General features: G+C 59.4%; 14 protein-coding genes. 6 read left to right on the top strand and 8 right to left on the bottom strand.

Annotated elements, in window-relative coordinates; all coding sequences use genetic code 11:
- Positions 1-59 precede the first annotated feature (59 nt).
- The 3 genes from BMZ67_RS07680 to BMZ67_RS07675 form a co-directional block, all read right to left on the bottom strand.
- Positions 60-1,088 carry a class I SAM-dependent methyltransferase gene (locus tag BMZ67_RS07680; protein WP_092021357.1) on the bottom strand — a complete coding sequence of 343 codons (1,029 nt, stop codon included), beginning with the start codon at positions 1,086-1,088 and terminating at the stop codon, positions 60-62.
- Positions 1,089-1,173: 85 nt separating this feature from the next.
- The gene (locus tag BMZ67_RS18590; RefSeq protein WP_175481867.1) at positions 1,174-1,347 is read right to left on the bottom strand and encodes a hypothetical protein; all 174 of its coding nucleotides are present in this window, start codon (positions 1,345-1,347) and stop codon (positions 1,174-1,176) included.
- 150 nt (positions 1,348-1,497) lie between these two features.
- On the bottom strand, positions 1,498-6,375 hold the full coding sequence (locus BMZ67_RS07675; protein ID WP_092021356.1) for an NAD-glutamate dehydrogenase: 4,878 nt from the start codon (positions 6,373-6,375) through the stop codon (positions 1,498-1,500).
- A gap of 232 nt (positions 6,376-6,607) precedes the next feature.
- Here BMZ67_RS07675 and BMZ67_RS07670 point away from each other — a divergent pair, with 232 nt between their 5' ends.
- The 6 genes from BMZ67_RS07670 to BMZ67_RS07645 are packed head-to-tail and all read left to right on the top strand — an operon-like array spanning position 6,608 to position 13,559.
- Positions 6,608-7,570, top strand: coding sequence for an AAA family ATPase (locus tag BMZ67_RS07670; RefSeq protein ID WP_092021355.1), 963 nt, complete (start codon positions 6,608-6,610; stop codon positions 7,568-7,570).
- Positions 7,571-7,586: 16 nt separating this feature from the next.
- Positions 7,587-8,528, top strand: a complete 942-nt coding sequence (locus BMZ67_RS07665; protein ID WP_092021354.1) for a DUF58 domain-containing protein — start codon at positions 7,587-7,589, stop codon at positions 8,526-8,528.
- A gap of 10 nt (positions 8,529-8,538) precedes the next feature.
- Positions 8,539-9,009 (top strand): DUF4381 domain-containing protein, encoded by a 471-nt coding sequence (locus BMZ67_RS07660; protein ID WP_092021353.1) that lies wholly within the window; start codon positions 8,539-8,541, stop codon positions 9,007-9,009.
- Positions 9,003-10,007, top strand: coding sequence for a vWA domain-containing protein (locus BMZ67_RS07655; RefSeq protein WP_092021352.1), 1,005 nt, complete (start codon positions 9,003-9,005; stop codon positions 10,005-10,007). Before BMZ67_RS07660 ends, BMZ67_RS07655 begins: the two co-directional genes overlap by 7 nt.
- Positions 10,000-11,820 (top strand): vWA domain-containing protein, encoded by a 1,821-nt coding sequence (locus BMZ67_RS07650; RefSeq protein WP_245749910.1) that lies wholly within the window; start codon positions 10,000-10,002, stop codon positions 11,818-11,820. The genes BMZ67_RS07655 and BMZ67_RS07650 overlap by 8 nt, the downstream gene beginning before the upstream one ends.
- The gene (locus tag BMZ67_RS07645) at positions 11,814-13,559 is read left to right on the top strand and encodes a BatD family protein (protein WP_092021351.1); all 1,746 of its coding nucleotides are present in this window, start codon (positions 11,814-11,816) and stop codon (positions 13,557-13,559) included. Before BMZ67_RS07650 ends, BMZ67_RS07645 begins: the two co-directional genes overlap by 7 nt.
- A 36-nt stretch (positions 13,560-13,595) precedes the next feature.
- Here BMZ67_RS07645 and ccmI read toward each other — a convergent pair whose 3' ends face one another.
- The 5 genes from ccmI to ccmE are packed head-to-tail and all read right to left on the bottom strand — an operon-like array spanning position 13,596 to position 18,392.
- On the bottom strand, positions 13,596-14,849 hold the full coding sequence (gene ccmI / locus BMZ67_RS07640; RefSeq protein ID WP_092021350.1) for a c-type cytochrome biogenesis protein CcmI: 1,254 nt from the start codon (positions 14,847-14,849) through the stop codon (positions 13,596-13,598).
- Positions 14,850-14,898: 49 nt separating this feature from the next.
- Complete coding sequence (locus BMZ67_RS07635; RefSeq protein ID WP_092021349.1) at positions 14,899-15,372, bottom strand: cytochrome c-type biogenesis protein; 474 nt, start codon at positions 15,370-15,372, stop codon at positions 14,899-14,901.
- Positions 15,372-15,908, bottom strand: a complete 537-nt coding sequence (locus BMZ67_RS07630; RefSeq protein ID WP_092021348.1) for a DsbE family thiol:disulfide interchange protein — start codon at positions 15,906-15,908, stop codon at positions 15,372-15,374. Before BMZ67_RS07630 ends, BMZ67_RS07635 begins: the two co-directional genes overlap by 1 nt.
- Positions 15,905-17,902 (bottom strand): heme lyase CcmF/NrfE family subunit, encoded by a 1,998-nt coding sequence (locus BMZ67_RS07625; RefSeq protein ID WP_092021347.1) that lies wholly within the window; start codon positions 17,900-17,902, stop codon positions 15,905-15,907. Before BMZ67_RS07625 ends, BMZ67_RS07630 begins: the two co-directional genes overlap by 4 nt.
- Before the next feature lie 31 nt (positions 17,903-17,933).
- On the bottom strand, positions 17,934-18,392 hold the full coding sequence (gene ccmE, locus BMZ67_RS07620) for a cytochrome c maturation protein CcmE (protein WP_092021346.1): 459 nt from the start codon (positions 18,390-18,392) through the stop codon (positions 17,934-17,936).
- Position 18,393 lies beyond the last annotated feature (1 nt).

Raw genomic sequence — 18,393 nt, 5'->3', positions numbered from 1 at the left:
GGTACTACCGACTAAGCTCCACCAGGGCGATGACGACGATATGACAGGGAGAGGACAATTCAGTGACGACGAGCCCGATACACCGTGAAGCGACGATCTGCCGCCAGCACCTCACACGGCCCAACATGTTCGCGAATCAAGGTTTCGTAGGGCAGAAAACTGTTCGCCACCAGTCTCAACTCGCCCCCTTTATTCAGGTGGGCCGAAACCTGATGGAGAAAACGGCTGGTCATCGAGGTATCCGTTTTCACCCCATGGTGAAATGGTGGGTTGGTGACAATACTCTGATAACGACCCTCAATACGATCGAGCCCGTCACCCGCCATGATCTCCCCCCCCGCGCCACAACGACGATAGCTTTCCCGGGCGCAGCTTACGGCTTGTGCCTGCACATCCACGCCGTCAACCCGTCCGGCAAACCCGTGTGCGTGCAACCAGGCACCCATCACTCCAGCACCACAGGCAAAGTCCAGCACAGGCCCAGCCACCGGCTCCCTGGCCAGGGTTTCGAGAAGCATTCGGGTACCATCATCCAGCCGCCCATCGCTGAAAATACCCGGTAGCCCGGCAATCTCAACGCTCGTGCCAGCCACATCCACGGAGTGCCAGCTCAACCACTCCGACTCAACCAGCGGTGAGCCCGTGTTCATGACCGGCGCCTGCCAGACCTGGCAATGGCGAGCACTGTCCACTTTGCAGGCTTTCGGCGCAAACGCCTGCAACTGCTTGACCGCCCCGGCAATGCCTTCCCGCTTCTCGCCAACCAGGAGAACCTGCCCCCCGCCCTTTACCAACGTCTCAGCCAACCTCAGCCGCAGCGATAACTCTGCCTTGGCCTTTGGCATAAACACCACCACGGTATCAAAAGAGCCCACCGGCATGGTGGGATCGAAATACCCGAAAAGGGCCTTCCAGCCAGGCAACGCATCCGCCTGGCAGTAGGCGCCAAAATGGTCATAGATCACCGTGCCAGCAACGGCAAGCTGAGTCAGCAATGCAGGGTCTGACAGGCCGACAAGCGCAGTCGGACCTGACAGCAACGCCTGATTCTTCAGCAGGGCAGCGTGTGAGTTGGGGAGAGCAGACATAAAAATATCCCGGCTGTGGTCAACAGGCGGGATACTTTATCGTGATTCGGTGCGGGAGTCTCGCCGGCTGACGATTACCGGTCCATTACTTGTAACCAGCGACGGTACCAACCCGCAAAGCATCTTCGGGGGACATACCAAACGACGCCACTTCTGTCTTTTCAGACTCCGGTTTTGCGTCAACCTGCCCCCGGCCTGCCTGGGAACGAGACTTGCGTTGACCAATGGCGCTCAATGCCTTGTTGATTACCTGTCGCATGTATTACCTCCGTTTAACAACACGGCCAGTATACAAGCGACAGGCAGCGACATTGGTTGACGCACATCACGAATTTTTGACATTAATTGACACATAGCGCGTCATTTTTGCGACAAAGTGACCAAAATCGTCAGGTACACCCCCTCATCTTCAGCCGGCCTCCCCTGCCAACGGGGTGTGAATGGTGCTTTGCGCCAGATCCAGCAGCTCCCTCAAGGCAACCGAGAACATGGCGTACTCTGGCTCGCGAACCCCCTTAAGCTCTGCCAGCATGCCTTTCCAGCGAGCAATCATTGGTTCGTACTGTCCCATCCAGCTATCCAGGCAGGTATCGGTATCCCCGGAATGACACGCAATCTTCAATACACCAGTGGTCAAAGCCCGTTGCTGCCAGTCCAGGTCTTCCCGGAAACTTTCACGGGCCAGGGCCTGCCAATGGGACGCGGGAACCAGGCCGGCAATGGCATCGGCAAACCAGGTCAGGTCGAGCTTGTCGCCCAGGGTGTAGTAAAGGTTAGCCACAACTTTCAGCGGCATCTTGGTGGCTTCCTGAGCCTCGATAATGCCCAGAGCCGAGTAGAGATAGGACTCCCCTGAAACGACCGCCGCCAGGTCCGCCGGGATGCCTTGGGCGACATAGCCATCATGCCGGCGCTGCCATTCGGCACGGGCCTGCTCTCCCAGGTATTCCTGGAGGTTGCCCGCTATGGCGACAATCCCCTCGGAGAAGCGGCCCATATGACTGTCGACACTGAGCTCACTGCGGCGATTACGAAGCAGCCAGCGCACCGCCCGACGGATCAGCCGCATAAGGCTGTTCATCAGTTCCATCTGAAGCGCGGCCGGAACCTTGTAATCCAGCTCTTCGATGCGGTCCCACCAGGTGTCCAGCTGGAAGATGTCACGGGCGATAATCCATGCCAGGGCAATGGCTGAAGGGCTGGCGCCGGTAGACTGCATCAGCCGCTCCACAAAAGTGATCCCCATATGATTGACCATGTCGTTGGCAATCTGGGTAGCGATAATTTCCCGCTTCAGTTGGTGATCACTCAGTTCGGACGCGAACTTTTTAACCAGGGTATCCGGAAAGACCTTGTACATCTCCGGCTCCAGCGAGGGCTGGTCGGGCAGATCACTGGCAATCAGCGTTTGCTTGAGGTCGCCCTTGACGTAGGAAATCAGCACGGAAAGCTCGGGCCGGGTCAGGCCAAGTTTGTCGAGCTTGCGCTCAGACAGGGTTTCATCGTCTGGAAGGAACTCCAGGGCCCGGTTCAGTTTGTCCTGACTCTCCAGGCTCGTCATCAGGCGCCGGTATTCCTCCAGGCGCGAGGTGGCTTCCAGGTTGGCGATACTCAGTGCCTGGGTCTGGCGATAGTTGTTTTTAAGGACCAGCTCGGACACCCGATCGGTCATTTGCTCCAACAGCACATTCCGCTGCTTCTCGGTCAGATCCCCACTGCCCACGACACGATTGAGCAGGATCTTCATGTTGACCTCATGGTCTGAGCAATCCACCCCGCCCGCATTATCTATAAAGTCGGTATTGAGACGGCCACCCTTGAGAGCGTATTCAATCCGCCCAAGCTGGGTCATCCCCAGGTTGCCGCCCTCACCGATCACTTTGCAGCGCAGGTCCGAGCCATTGATCCGCAAGCCATCGTTGGCCTTGTCGCCCACGTCCCCATGGGATTCGCTGCCGGCTTTGACGTAAGTACCGATACCGCCAAACCAGAGCAGATCCACCCCGGCCTTCAGAATGTGGGAGATCAGCATATTGGGGGGCACCCGATCCGCCTTGATACCGAGCAGCTTCTTCATCTCGGCACTGACTGGGATCGACTTGGCGCTGCGACTGAACACACCGCCACCCTTGGAGATCAACGTGCTGTCGTAGTCTGACCAGGCGGAGCGAGGCAGTTTGAATAACCGCTCCCGCTCGGCGTAACTCTTGCCGGGGTCAGGGTCGGGGTCGACAAAGATGTGCATATGGTTGAACGCGGCCACCAGGCGAGTTTTGTCAGAACGGAGCAAGCCATTGCCGAAAACATCCCCGGCCATGTCGCCGATACCAATCGCGGTAAACTCGTCCTGAGCCGGATTGATACCCAGCTCGCGGAAGTGTCGCTCGACCGAGACCCAGGCCCCCTTCGCCGTGATTCCCATCTTTTTGTGGTCATAGCCATGGCTGCCGCCGGAGGCAAACGCATCCCCCATCCAGAAACCATACTCAGCGGCCAGACCATTGGCGATGTCAGAGAATGTGGCCGTCCCCTTGTCCGCAGCCACGACCAGGTAATGGTCATCCTCATCGTGACGCACGACCCGTTCCGGAGGCTGAATGCTGGAGTCCACCAGGTTGTCAGTGACATCGAGTAGCCCACGAATGAAGGTCTTGTAGGCCTCGACGCCCTCTTTCAGATACGCATCCCGGTCCGCAGGGTCAGGCAGCTGCTTGGCGACAAAGCCGCCCTTCGCCCCAACCGGCACAATAACCGCGTTTTTCACCTGCTGGGCTTTTACCAGCCCCAGTATCTCGGTGCGGTAGTCCTCAAAACGGTCCGACCAACGCAGGCCACCACGGGCGACCCGGCCACCCCTAAGGTGGACTCCCTCAACTCGCGGCGAATAGACGAAGATTTCGAACATCGGCAGTGGCAGCGGCATGTCCGGGATGTTGGAAGGGTCGAATTTCAAGCTGATGTAGGGCTTGGGCTTGCCATCCTGATCCGGCTGGTAATAGTTGGTTCGCAGGGTCGCCTGCATCAACTCCAGGTAAAGCCTCAACACCCGGTCTTCACTGAGGTTATCCACGTCATCAAGGGCGGCATTGAACTCGATTTCCAGCTTCTGCTGCGCCGCTGTGCACTTGGCAGCACTCTGGTAGCGCTCGGGGTTGAAACGAGCAGTAAAGAAATCCAGCAAGCGGCGAGCAAGCCCTACGTGATTGACCAGGGTATTGGAGATAAACGTCTGGCTGTTGGAGATCCGGATCTGCCGCATGTAACGGGCATAGGTGCGGAGCAGCGCTATCTCCCGCCAATCCATATAGGACGACAGCAACAGGCGGTTGAAGGCATCGTTTTCGGCTTCGCCATACCAGACGCGACTGAACAGTTCTTCAAAGATTGGCTTGATACGATGAATATCGACAATGACGCCGCTGCTGGCCTGCAACGAAAAATCATGAATCCACACCGTGCGATCATTACGGTCGATCACTTCGAAGGGGTGCTCGCCGAGCACCCGGAACCCCAGGTTTTCGAAGATGGGCATGACATCAGAGAGCGGCAGCGGTATATCCGGGTGGAAAAGCTTGAAGTGAAAGGTACTTTCGTTCTCTTCCAGGGCTCGGTAAAAGCTCATGGCCAGCCGCTTGGTGGTGACCACTGAAGTAATGTGCTCAAGGTCGATGGCCGCCCGCCGGGGGGAGAACATATCCTGGTAACTGGCCGGGAACGCGCCCCCAAACAGCCGACAAATCTCGTTACCGCGCTCCTCACCGTAGGTTTCCGTCAGTGCCTCTTCCAGACCATCGAGCCAGGATTGCGCCAGATCGACGATCTTTTCCTGCAACTCGGCCACCGGCAACAGCCGGTTGTCCATTTGAGGCACCCGGATGGTGAACTGAACCCGGGCCAGCACCGACTCCGAGAAATGGGTGACGAACTCGATATCTTCCGCCCCCAAACTTGCCCTCAGGACGTTTTCCACCTTCAGGCGTAGCTCGGTGTTGTAGATGTCCCGGGGGAAGTAACACAGGCAAGTCACAAACTGGCCGTAGACGTCTTCCCGCATGAACAACCGGACCTGACGCCGCTCCTGAATGTAGAGGATATCCAGTGCAGTCTTCAGCAGCTCTTCGGCGGAAATCTGGAACAGCTCATCCCTTGGATACACCACCAGGATTTGCTCCAACTCCTTGCCTGCATAATCGTCCCTCAGAAAGCCAGACGCTTCCATGACTGCTTCAGTTTTCCGTCTCAGCAGTGGAATTTCATCCGGCCGTTCGTTGTACACCCTTGACGTATAAAGCCCGAGAAAACGGCGCTCGCCAACGACCTCACCTTTACTGTTGAATTTTTTGACCGCGATGTAATCCGGATAAGCCGGCCGGTGAACTCGGGAACGCTGTGCCGATTTGGCAAAGATGAACAGGTCTTCGGTGCGGGTCATCTCATGGCGGGTGCGCTGGGGCAACTCGTTAAGGTGCACCTTGTCGGGCCGTTCGTTGTTGACCCGGAGTATCCCCAGTTCAGAGTTCGGCACCCGCTGCACCACCGTGCCCCCCCGCCCCTTGGCGAAGTCGTATTCATCGTACCCCAGGAACGTAAAGCGATCTTCCGACAGCCACTGCAGGAAGGCACGGGCTTCGTCCTTGTCTTCAGCGGTGATCTTGGCCTGGGAATCGTCCAGCTCTTTCAGGATTTCCTGAACCTTTGCGGTGACCAGCGGAAAATCCGCGACGGCGATACGCACTTCGTGCAAGACGGTCTGCAGGACGTTCCCCAGCCGCGCCAGTTCGGCCGGGTCGCTGTGCCTGTCGATTTCCAGAACAATGAGGGCCTCGTAGTCCATTTTCGACGTGGAACGCCCGGTGGTGTGCAGCTTCTTGAGCTTGCCATTGCGATCCCGGTCGACCTGGAACACCGCATGATGGATGGTATGGGTACCAATTTCGCGCTGGTTAATCGCAATGCGGACAGAATCAATCAGGAATGGAATATTCGGGTGGAGGATAAAGATAACGGTATGGGTTGATTGCCAACCGTCACTTTCCAGGTCGGGATTGAACACCGAAACCAGCGACTGCTCTGGCTTGAGGGTCTGGAAAAACTGCCAGGCAGCAAGTACCGAGCCGTAGGTATCGGAGAATCTCCGGCTGACCAGTTCATCCAGTGGCATATGCGACAGATATTGCGATGCAAACTCGATGATCCGCTTGGCTTCTTTCTTCTCGATCTTCTCGTTAACCGCCTCTGCCAGCTGCTCAAAAAACTGTGCTTTGCTGGCCACTGTCAGCGTGTTCATATCGACCTCAATTTCTGTGAAGGAATGGTAATGATGCCCGGTCCACCCGGCGTTCCGACGGAAAGCCAGAGCTGGTGCGCCTCACCCCACATACCAGGGCCTTGGAAAACACGCACACCGTCTCGAAAAGCATAGTCAAACCCTTGATTTTTGTCCCCTCGCCCCGAAGACTGGAGCCATGTTTTTCGGTCCGAAATTACACTTACGACTTTAGTCAGGAGCCGTATCGTCCATGTCTCTGCAACAAACCTTCGGGGAGCTCAGATCACAACTCGCCAAACGGATTATTGGCCAGGAAACGCTAGTGGAGCGTTTGCTCATTGCCCTGTTGGCCGACGGTCACCTGCTGGTCGAAGGCGCTCCGGGGCTGGCAAAGACCACGGCCATCAAGGCCCTGGCAGACCACCTGGAGGGGGACTTTCACCGCATCCAGTTTACTCCCGACCTGTTACCGTCTGACGTGACCGGCAGCGAGATCTACCGCCCGGAAACCGGACAGTTTGAGTTCCAGAAAGGCCCCATCTTCCATAACCTGGTGCTGGCCGATGAGATCAACCGGGCGCCGGCGAAGGTACAGTCAGCCCTGCTGGAGGCCATGGGAGAGCGGCAGATCAGTGTCGGTATGAGAACCTTCCCCCTGGACCGGCTGTTCCTGGTCATGGCGACCCAGAACCCCATCGAACAGGAAGGCACCTACCCACTGCCGGAGGCCCAGCTCGACCGTTTCCTGATGCACGTGGTTATCGATTACCCGTCCGCAGATGCGGAGCGAGCCATTCTCCACCTTGCCCGCAACGACTACCGGCAAGGACAAGCCCCTGCCGCCGTAAAGATCACCGCGGAGCAGGTATTCGAAGCCCGCAACGCAGTCAGTGAAGTGTTTATGGCGGAGGCCGTGGAGGAGTATTTGCTGGCACTGGTTCTTGCCAGCCGTGACCCGGGCAGCCTTGACCCGGAACTGGGACGCTGGACCGCGTTCGGGGCCAGCCCCCGCGGTACCATCGCCCTGGATCGCTGCGCCCGATCGCTGGCCTGGCTTGATGGTCGTGATTACGTTACTCCAGACGACGTAAGAAATGTGGCTTTTGACGTGCTGCGCCACCGCCTGCTGCTGACCTTCGAAGCCGAAGCGGAAGGCATGACCCCGGATACGGTTATCCAGCGCTTGCTCGATACCGTGCCCGTTACAGCCTGAGGCAAACGCCGGCACCATGGTCAATTCCGACGCAACCACCTACATCAATCTGCCAGGCCTGATTAGGCTCCAGTCCGAAGCCCGCTCGCTCAGACTGCCCAGCGCAAGGCCAGCCCGAAGCCTGCAAGCCGGTCAGCAGCGTTCACCACGCCGTGGCCGGGGGATGGCCTTTGCGGAAGTTCGCCCATACCAACCCGGCGATGACATCCGCAGTATCGACTGGCGAGTAACAGCACGACGACAGACCCCGCACACCAAACTGTATGAGGAGGAGCGTGAACGCCCTCTTTTGCTGATCTGCGATCTGTCCCGAAGTCATTTCTTCGGCAGTACCGGCGCCTACAAGCAGGTTCGCAACGCCCAGGTGGCGGCGCTGCTGGCCTGGCTCGGTCTCTGGTCAGGCGATCAGGTTGGCGGCATTGTGTTTAATGAAGAGGACATCGCCGTTGTTCGACCTGCCCGGCGAAAAAAGACCGTGCTCAAGCTACTTGACGACTTGGCTCACTGCCAACACCAGCATCAGGAGCAACCGGAAACACCGGGACTTGTGCCCCGAAACACATTGGATACCGCACTTCAGGAGGCGCGGCGTGTGTGCCATACCGGTAGCCGGGTCTTTGTAATCAGCGACTTTTTGGCGCTGAGCGACGAAACCGGTTACCTGCTCACCGCCCTTTCCCGTCACAATACGGTCACGGCCATCCGGGTGCAGGATCCCCTGGAAACGCACCTGCCGGACAATGGCCGGTTTGCCGTCGCCGGCTCCTCCGGGCCCTTGTGGTTCGATGGCCGGGACCACCAGTTCCAACAGGCCTTCGCCAACAGGGTGCAACAGCACGAATCGCAGTTGAACCAGTGTCTCAGGCGCGCCGCGGTCGGTTGTGAAACGCTCTCAACCCAGGACGATCCCGCCGTGTTCCTGCAATCGCTGCTGGGACCCAAAGGGCATATCAGGTAATCGCAACACCATGATGGAACAAGACCCCCTCAGCCAATTGCGGGATATTCACCTACCCGACCCCGGCGGTTTCTGGCCACCGGCACCGGGCTGGTGGGTGCTATTGGCCCTGACACTCATCCTGGTTGCCTTTGCAGCCTGGCAGCTGATCCGCAAGCATCGCCGCAATCGCTGGCTGACCCAGGCGCTTGCCGAAGTCGACGCACTCGCTGTCGAAAGCCACCGGGATTCGGACTGGTTTCGCCGCCTGAACCAAGTACTTAAACGCGGCGCCCGGGTGCGTTATCCGGAGCGTTCCGCGGAGGCACTAAGCGGTGATGCCTGGATCAACTTTCTGCTGGAAACCAGTCCCAAAGATCGCATTGCCTCCCGGCCAACCGTGGAAGAAATGGTTGCCAGCAGCTGGCGCCCGGTGCCCACCTGCAATGCCGATCACGCCATTGCCGTCGCACGCCTTTGGCTACGGGGGCAAAAATGTTGAGCGTTGCTTTCCCATGGCTGTTACTGCTGCTCCCGCTACCGCTGCTCTTCCTGTTCAAGAAAACGGCTCAGGGCCCCGTTGAAGCGCCGGTAATTCCGGTTGGGCCATGGCTCGACGGCCTGCCTGGCGTGACCAGTCGCGGCAGCGCGCCCCCGCTCTGGAAGAAAGCCCTGCTGATGGTGATATGGGCGCTGCTGGTCATCGCCCTGGCGCGTCCCCAGCACGTTGGTGAGCCTGTCCAGCTGCCAGTGACCGGCCGGGATCTGCTGATGGCGGTGGATATTTCGCCCAGTATGGATGAGCGCGACATGGTGGTCTCAGGACGTGCCATCAATCGGCTGCAGGCCGTTAAACGGGTTCTGCACGAGTTCATTGAAAAACGTGAGGGTGATCGCCTGGGCCTGCTGCTTTTTGGCACCGAACCCTACATCCAGGCTCCGCTGTCCTTCGACCACCGCACCATCCGGCAACTGCTGAATGAATCTGGCATTGGCATGGCCGGGCGAGCGACCGCCATTGGCGACGCCATGGGACTGGCCATCAAACGCCTGCGCGACCGCCCGGAAGAGCAACGCGTGGTGATATTGCTCACCGACGGCGCCAACACCGCTGGTGAAATTTCCCCTGACATTGCGACCGGCATTGCACGGGACGCAGGGGTTCGCATCTACACCATCGGCATCGGTGCGGAGACCATGGTTCAACGAGGCCTGCTGGGCTCGCGCCGGGTCAACCCGTCCCGTGACCTGGACGAAGGCCTGCTCAAGCGCATAGCCAGCGAAACCGGCGGCCAGTACTTCCGGGCTCGCAGCCTTCCTGAACTCGAGCTGATTTACGAAAGCATCAACCAGCTGGAACCCATTGAACTGGACGGACAGCATTACCGCCCGGTGACCGAGCTGTTTTTCTGGCCCGCCGGAGCCGCCGCGCTGATTTTGCTGGCGCTGCAACTGGCCAGTGCCGGAGCCGGTACGAGGAGGGCCTTGAGCCGTGGCTGACTTTCATTTCCTGCGCCCGTTTTGGCTACTCCTGCTGCTGATCATTCCGCTGTTGCCCATGCTGCAACGTCGTAGCGCTGGTAGCGAAAGTGGCTGGCAGCGGGTTATTCCCCCGCACCTGCTCGGCCCTCTGCTTGGCGATGCTGCAGATCGGCCTACGCCTGTCCGATCTCGCTTCGTTCCCGCCAGCCTGCTGGTTCTGAGCCTCACGCTGGCACTCGCGGGACCGGCATGGCAACAGGCCGATACGCCTGTTCAGAAGCAGAACGACAGCCTGGTGGTTGTACTTGACCTGTCACTGTCCATGCTGGCCACAGACACCAACCCAAACCGGCTCACACTGGCCAAGCGCAAGATCCGCGACATTCTGGACGAACGTGAGGCCAGCCTGACCGGACTGGTGGTCTACTCCGCCGATGCCCATGTGGTCACCCCCCTCACCGACGACCGCCGCACGATCGAAGCCATGCTGGACGTGCTCGACCCGACGATCATGCCGGCGGCAGGAAACCGGGCCGACCTCGCCGTGGCCGCAGCAAAAGAGCTGCTGGACCAGGGCGCACGTGGCCCGGGACGCATCCTGTTGATTACGGATGATGTCAGCCCCCGCTACCGGGAAATCATCAAGGAAAAACTGAATGACAGTCCCTACCCACTGAGCGCGCTGATTGTGGGTACCGAGGACGGTGGCCCAATTCCGTTGCCGGGCCATGGCTTCCTGCGTGAAGGAAGCGACATTGTACTGGCCAGGGCCAACCCCGACGGGCTGCACAACCTGGCCATGACAACCGGCGGTGACAGTCACCTGCTGACCCTGGATGGCCAGGATATCAGAGCCCTGCAGCTGCGCTCGGAAGACGGCAGCAGCTGGCAGGACAGTGACGACGACCTCAGTGTCGAACGTTGGCAGGACGACGGCTACTGGCTGTTGTGGCTGGCCTTGCCACTCTTGGCCCTGTGCTGGCGCCAGGGCGCAGTTCTGGTGCTGGCGCTTGTCGTGTTACCTTCCCTTATGCCAGCCCCCGCCATGGCCATGGACTGGGACGATCTCTGGTCACGCCCGGATCAGCGCGGTGAAGAACTGATTAACCGGAACCCGGCCCTGGCCGCCGAGCGTTTTGACGACCCGGCCTGGCGCGGCAGCGCGCTCTACCGGGCAGGCGACTATGAGAGTGCGGCAAGGGCCTTTGCCCAGTCTGATAGCCTCGAAGCCCGTTATAACCGCGCCAATGCCCTGGCCAGAGGCGGTAAACTCCAGGAAGCCCTGGATGAATACAATACCGTCCTCAGCCAGTCCCCTGATCATCAGGATGCCCTCGCCAACCGCGACATCGTCCAGGAACTGCTGGAACAGCAGGAGTCCCAGCAACCGGACAGTGACCAACAGCCGAGTGACGAGGGAGACAACCAGGATAGTCAGTCACAGCAGGGAGAAGATGGCGAGCCATCCCAGTCTCAGTCCGGGCAAGACGAGAGCCAGAATGACGACGGCAGCCAGCAGGAGCCGGGGGAATCCCAGGCCCAGAGCCCTCAACAGCCACAGGGAGACACCGGCGAATCGGAGCAGCAACCCGACCAGCCGGATCAGGAGACTGATGCGGAAGGTCAGGACGCTGGCAACGGCGCACCGGATGACGGTGGCGAACAGCAAGCGCCTGCACTTAGTGAACTGGACACCAACCCCCTCAGCCAAGGTCAGGAGCAATGGCTACGGAGGGTTCCCGACGACCCTGGCGGACTGCTCCGCCGCAAGTTCCTGCAGCAGTACCAGAATAGAGAAACACTACCGGATAAGGGTGACACACCATGGTAAGTCGGCTGATTTTTCTGTTTTTCCTGATCGTGTTTCAGGCCACATCAGCCCTGGCGGAAAACCGGCTCGAAGCTGAGGTCAACCGGACGGAGATGTACGAAGGCGACCCCCTGACGCTGACGGTCAAGTCCAACATCAAGCTGGATTTCAGTTTGGAGAACCTGTTCGACCCCGGTGCTCCCCAGCTTCCGATGCCGGACATCAGCAAACTCGAGACCGACTTCGACATCCTTTCCCAAAACCAGAAATACAGCATTCGCACCATCAACAGTGACATGCATGGCGAGATCACCTGGGTGTTCCAGCTATTACCCAAGCGTACCGGAGCCCTGGTTATCCCTGCGCTTACCTATGACGGCAACAGCTCCGAACCAATCCCCATCACCGTCAGGGAAGGCCAGGCCCCTGAAGCGAAAGCCGCGGTGAGGGACGCATTTATTGTACTGTCGACGGATAAGGAGCAAGTCTACGTTCAGGAGCAGTTGATCATCACCCTCAAGCTGTACTTCACGGGTAACCTGCTTCGCGGTGAGTTGTCGGAGCCGGAACATCCGTCGGCCCTGATCGAAACGCTGGGTAATCAACGAGAGTACCGCCAGTTTGTGGACAACCGGGAGTACCGGGTTGTCGAGCGACGCTACGCGGTCTTCCCTCAGGAGCCGGGGGAACTGACGTTTGCTCCGTTCCGGTTCGACGGCCAGACCCGCGATGCCTCCGGCAGGATTCAAGCCCTGCGTGACAGTTCCGAGCTGTTCCCCATTACCGTGGATGCCCCACCAGCCAGTTTCACCGGGAGCACTTGGCTTCCCGCCAGTGAACTCACCCTGAGCGAAGCCGGGTTACCAGACCCATTGAACATGGACAGTGGGGACAGCCTGACACGCAGCCTGACAGTCACCGCCAAGGGGCTCACCGCAGAAGCGCTGCCACCGTTGCCCCAACAGCTACCGGATAACGTCCGTCGGTATCCCGAGTCACCAGAGCGTGAAACACAAGCCCTTGATGAAGGGCTGGAAGGGCGCCTGACCCAGACCGCCGCCCTGGTAGCCGTCAGTCCTGGCGAGGTCACCCTGCCGGAAATCCGCATCCCGTGGTGGGACACCACAACAGATAGCGAAAAGGTCGCCATTCTGCCAGCGAGAACCCTGACCATTCGCGGTACAGCGGGGGCACAGCCATCCATGCCCCCACCGGTTACTATCGATACGGAGCAGGCCGTTCAGCCCACCGGCGAGCAAGATCAGGCCTACCCTGAGATCGCCGAGAGCTCCAGCCACTTCTGGGCCTGGCTCAGCCTCGCCTTCGCCATTGCCTGGTTAATGACTCTGGGTCTTTGGCTGCGCAGCCGTTGCAGATCGGCCAATACAGGCCAGCCACAACACCCCGAGACAGGCGAACGCGAAGCGTTCGAGCGCTTGTTACAGGCCGCCCGTAACGGCAAGGCCAACACCCCTGCTCTATTGCTGCAGTGGGCCAACCTGAATCGGGACCGCAAACACTACCGCAACCTTAATGAGTTTCTGCGGGAAAACGAAGATCCGGTGTTGAAGGAAGAACTTCAGCAGCTACAGCGGCACTATTTTGGCCGAGAGGGCGGTGGCCAGCAGGGCACCTGGGACGGGGAATCACTGGTTCACGTGTTGAAGCGACTGCGGAAACAACCATCAGCAACCCCACGTAACCAACCAGAAAACACGCTACCGCCACTGTACCCGCGGGAGCTGGCCAGTCGACAATGACCCGCAGGGGAATCCTGCGGGGCAGTGTCACGTCGGTCAGGGAACGATCGTATCAATCAGGATGGTCACCGGGGGCTGATCGTCGGCGGTGACCGGAATGGCCGCCCCGGCCGCCCCCTGCAGATCGCCAGGCTGGGGAATGGCATTGCCGGACAATGACACCCTTGCGGTGACCAGCACTTCCTCAGTATCGGAAATCTTTACTGAGGGGTTCATGGTATAGCGGTCATCAAGCCGTAACTCCAGGGGCAGGTCCCCAGCAGTCATCCGCGCCACTGCCACGGGGATTGAGCGCCCCTCCCCCGGAATACGGGCGAACACAAACAGCGCCGTGTCGGCCGATACGCTGTCGGTCAGACCCTCGGCCAGCTCAACCCGAACGGAAACCCCCTTCCCGGAGGCCACCAACGCAGGGTTCTCGATACCCAGACGCTGGTACGCCTGGTTAATCCCTTCCTGGATCGACGGCAGCTGCGGGTGATCTGGCGCAACGGCTACGATACGCTCCCAGTGGTCAATCGCCTCCTGGTAGTTTTCCTGGCTGAACGCATGAATGCCCAGCAAGCCCAGCGCATTGACTTCATCGGGATTCAGCGCCCTGGCCTTGGCAATCGCCCGGGTTACCGCTTCATCCATCGCGCCCTGACTGTCGAAGAAGCTGGCCTGCGCCGCCAGTCCCCAGGCAACAGCCTGGGACATGGAGTCCGGCACCTGCCCGGCAAGCTGTTCGAATGCCCAGGCGGCATCCCGGTAGCGCTCAATTCTCATGTAAGAACGACCCAGCATGGCCCAGCCATCCGGATTTTCAGGGCTGGCTTCCAACCGTGTCCGCAGCTGCGCCGTCAAATCCGTCATTTGTGCCTGCCGGCCGGCATCATCCTCGCTCATCGCGACCATGGTCCGGTATTGCTCCAACTGATCCATTGCCCCCCATTGCTGGTAAAGCAGAATAGCGGCAGCCGGGATGGCAACGATGCTGGTCAGCGCCACGAAGAGCGCGGAACGGCGATGGGAACCTGAATTCTGGCGGGGTTCGGGACTGTTACCCACATCATCCAGCAGGCTGCCTTCCAGTTCGTCTTTCAGCTGGGTATAGGCAGCCTCATCAATCACGCCGGCGGTACGCTCGGATTCCAGTTCCTGCATACGGCTGCGGTAGGCCAGGAGGTTCTGGTTACGAAGATCCGTCGCTTTTTGTCGGCCGGGTTTGCTGAACAGTATCGGGTACACAACAAACGCCAAAGCCAGGGCAATCAGTACGGCGGCAATCAGCCAAAAGGTGGTTGTCATAGATCGACCATCGGTTAGTCAGTAAATGGGCAACGGTAGTTACACGGCGTCAACGGGGAGAGTTGTCGTCACCACTCAGGATGCGTTCAGCCTTGCGACGCTCTTCTTCGCTCAACGGTGCAGTGTCATCTTCCCGTTGCCGTGAACGCAGGATCACCCCGATCACGATAAGCACACCGCCAAGAACAGCGATCAGCGGAGTTACCCACAACAACACGGTACGTTGACTGAACTCAGGCTTGTAGAGAACGAACTCGCCAAACCGGCTGACCAGGGCATTTTTCACCTCTTGGTCGGTCGCGCCGTCCTGAAGCATGCGATAGACCTCATCGCGCATGTCCTTGGCGATGGGAGCGTTAGAATCGAAGATATTCTGGTTTTGACATTTCGGGCAGCGCAGCTCAGACATCAGCGTACGGAAACGTTCCTGGTCGGCGGACGAATCAAACGGGTAAACCTCTGACACCGCCGTCGCAGCCACTGGCATCACGAGCAGGACGAAAAGCATGAGGACACGATGCATCACCCCTGCCCTCCGTACTGCTGGAGCAACGGTTGCAAAACATCCAGCCAAACCCGCTCGTTGACCACACCCACGTGACGGTATCGGACGATACCTTCAGCATCAATCACATAGGTCTCGGGCGCCCCATACACTCCGAGGTCAAAGCCCAGCTTGCCCTGGGGATCGAACAGACTCAGGGCATAAGGGTTGCCCAACCGGTCCAGCCACTGCAAGGCGGCATCGCGGTTGTCCTTGTAGTTCAAACCAATAATACGAACACCTTCCACGTTGGCCAGGCGAACCAGGTCACCGTGTTCGTCGCGACAGGCCGGACACCAGGTGCCCCAGACATTGAGCAATGAAACCTGCCCCTTGAACACATTGTCATGGTGGACGGCATCCGGGTTCTGCAGGTCAGCGAGCTCAAACGCCGGTACTGGCTTACCAATCAGCGCTGACTCCAGACGATTAGGGTCTTTCCCGATTCCGGCGAACAAAACGATCCCCAACGCCACCGCCAGGGCCACCGGAATAAACAGCAAAACCCGCCTCATGACACAGCCTCCACGACATCTCCCTCAAGCTTGCCGGAATCTGCCGGCACCTTCCCGGCTGACCGTTCACGAATGCGATAGCGGCGGTCGGCAATGGCGAGGAAACCACCAAATGCCATGAACAAAGAGCCCAGCCAGAGCCAACGGATCAGGGGTTTGTACTGGATTCGCACCGCCCAGGCGTTGTCACCAACACGTTCACCCAAGGCCACAAACAGATCTCGGGTCAGGCCGGCATCAATACCCGCCTCGGTCATAACGTTTCTCTGGACGCGATACTGACGCTTCTCCGGATAGAGCGTGGCCACCAGCTTACCGTCCCGGGTAATGTCAAAGCGGCCGTACTGGGCCACAAAATTAGGCCCCTGGCGCTCACCCACCTCGCTGAAGGTAAAGCGCAGGTCACCCAGTTCAGCGGTTTCACCCGGCGACATACGCACATCCCGCTCAACACCGTAGTTCGAGACAACCGTCGCACCGGCCATGGTCATCGCCATTCCCAGGTGTCCCAGCACCATGCCGTAGTAGCTGCGAGACTGGCGACGCAGGCCGTGCCAGCGCCCATGGCGGGAGGAGGACTTGTCCCAGAGATCCGCCAGGGTTGCAACTGCGACCCAGGTGGCCGTCAGCACACCGGCAAACGCCCACGGGGTAAAGCCACCGAGACCCAGCATGACCACCGCCGTCACAATCAGGCTGATTGCTGCCGGCCAAAGTAGGCGGCGCCCCAACCAGCCGCCATCGGTTTTCTTCCAGCGGGAAAAGATTCCCGCGCCGAGCAGCAGGCCGACGGCAATGGCAATGGGGCTGAAGGTGGTGTTGTAGAAAGGCTCGCCAATAGACAGCCTGCCGCCACCCATGTAGTCGAGGACCAGTGGGTACAAGGTGCCAACCAGAACCAGCAGCATGGAGGACACCAACAGAACGTTGTTCAGCAAAAGGAAAATTTCACGGGACAATGAACCGTAGCGGACCCGGGTATGAACAACCGGCGCACGGAAGGCGTACAGGGTCAGGCTGGAAACTATGGTGAACGCCAGCAACCCCAACAGGAAGGCGCCCCGGGTTGGATCAGATGCGAATGCGTGTACCGACGTCAGAACACCGGAACGGACCAGGAACGTGCCCAGCAGACTCAGGGCAAAGGTCACAATCGCCAGAAGCACGGTCCAGGATTTGAAGACCCCGCGCTTCTCGGTGACCGCCAGTGAGTGCATCAGTGCGGTACCGGCCAACCACGGCAGCAGGGAGGCATTTTCAACCGGATCCCAGAACCACCAGCCGCCCCAGCCCAGCTCGTAATAGGCCCACCAGCTACCCAGCGCAATGCCGACCGACAGGAACGACCAGGCAACCGTGGTCCAGGGGCGGGACCACCGGGCCCAGGCAGCGTCCAGGCGGCCATTGATCAACGCCGCAATGGCGAAGGCAAAAGCAACGGAAAAGCCGACGTATCCCATGTAGAGCATGGGCGGGTGAACGATCAGGCCAAAGTCCTGCAGCAGCGGGTTCAGGTCAGCCCCATCCGCCGGAATATTCGGCAACAAGCGGTCGAAGGGGTTTGAAGTCACCAGGATGAACAGCAGGAAGCCAACGGACACCATGCCCATGACCGACAGCACCTGAGAAACCATAACCGTCGGCAGACGGCGGCTGAATACGGCCACTGCCAGGGTCCAGCCGGCCAGCATCAGGATCCACAGCAACAACGACCCTTCGTGACCGCCCCAAACCGCGCTGAACTTGTAGTACCAGGGCAACAGGCTATTGCTGTTATTGGCCACATAAGCCACAGAGAAATCATCAACCAGGAAGCTGTGGGTGAGAACAGCGAACGCCAGGGCCACAAAGACAAACATGCCGGCCGCCAGCGGCCTGGCGAACGCCTGCAGGCTATCGCGCCCGGTAATTGCGCCCACCAGGGGCACAACCGCCAGAAGTGACGCCAGCAGCAAAGACAGGATAAGGGTAAATTGTCCGAGCTCAGGATACATTGGGCTACCTCGATGGGGGCTGCTTTATCGGCTACTGGTTCATGGGCGGAACGCGGGCACTGGCTGCCTCCGCCTTTTCGAGCGCATCGCTCACCTCAGGCGGCATGTAATTCTCGTCGTGCTTCGCCAGAACCTGATCGGCGACAAACACACCGTCCGACTGGAGCCGTCCCAGCGCGACCACGCCCTGCCCTTCGTCAAAAAGATCCGGGAGGATTCCGGTGTATCGCACAGTGACAGAAGACACAAAATCGGTGACCTGAAACTCTACGGTCAGATCCTGCTCACTTCGGACCACCGAGCCTTGCTTGACCATGCCACCGGCGCGAATGCGGGCGTCCCTCGGGGCCTCTCCCGCGGCGATCTGGGTGGGGTCATAGAACAGGTTGATGTTCTGGCGCAAGGCGTAAGTCGTCAGGCCAACCGCAATCGCCAGGCCAGCCAGCAGGAACAGGATAATCGTCAGTCGCTTTCGTCGTATTGGATGCATG

It is taken from the genome of Marinobacter zhejiangensis, assembly GCF_900114775.1.
Lineage (GTDB): Bacteria > Pseudomonadota > Gammaproteobacteria > Pseudomonadales > Oleiphilaceae > Marinobacter > Marinobacter zhejiangensis.
This window is presented reverse-complemented; position numbering and strand designations above follow the sequence as displayed.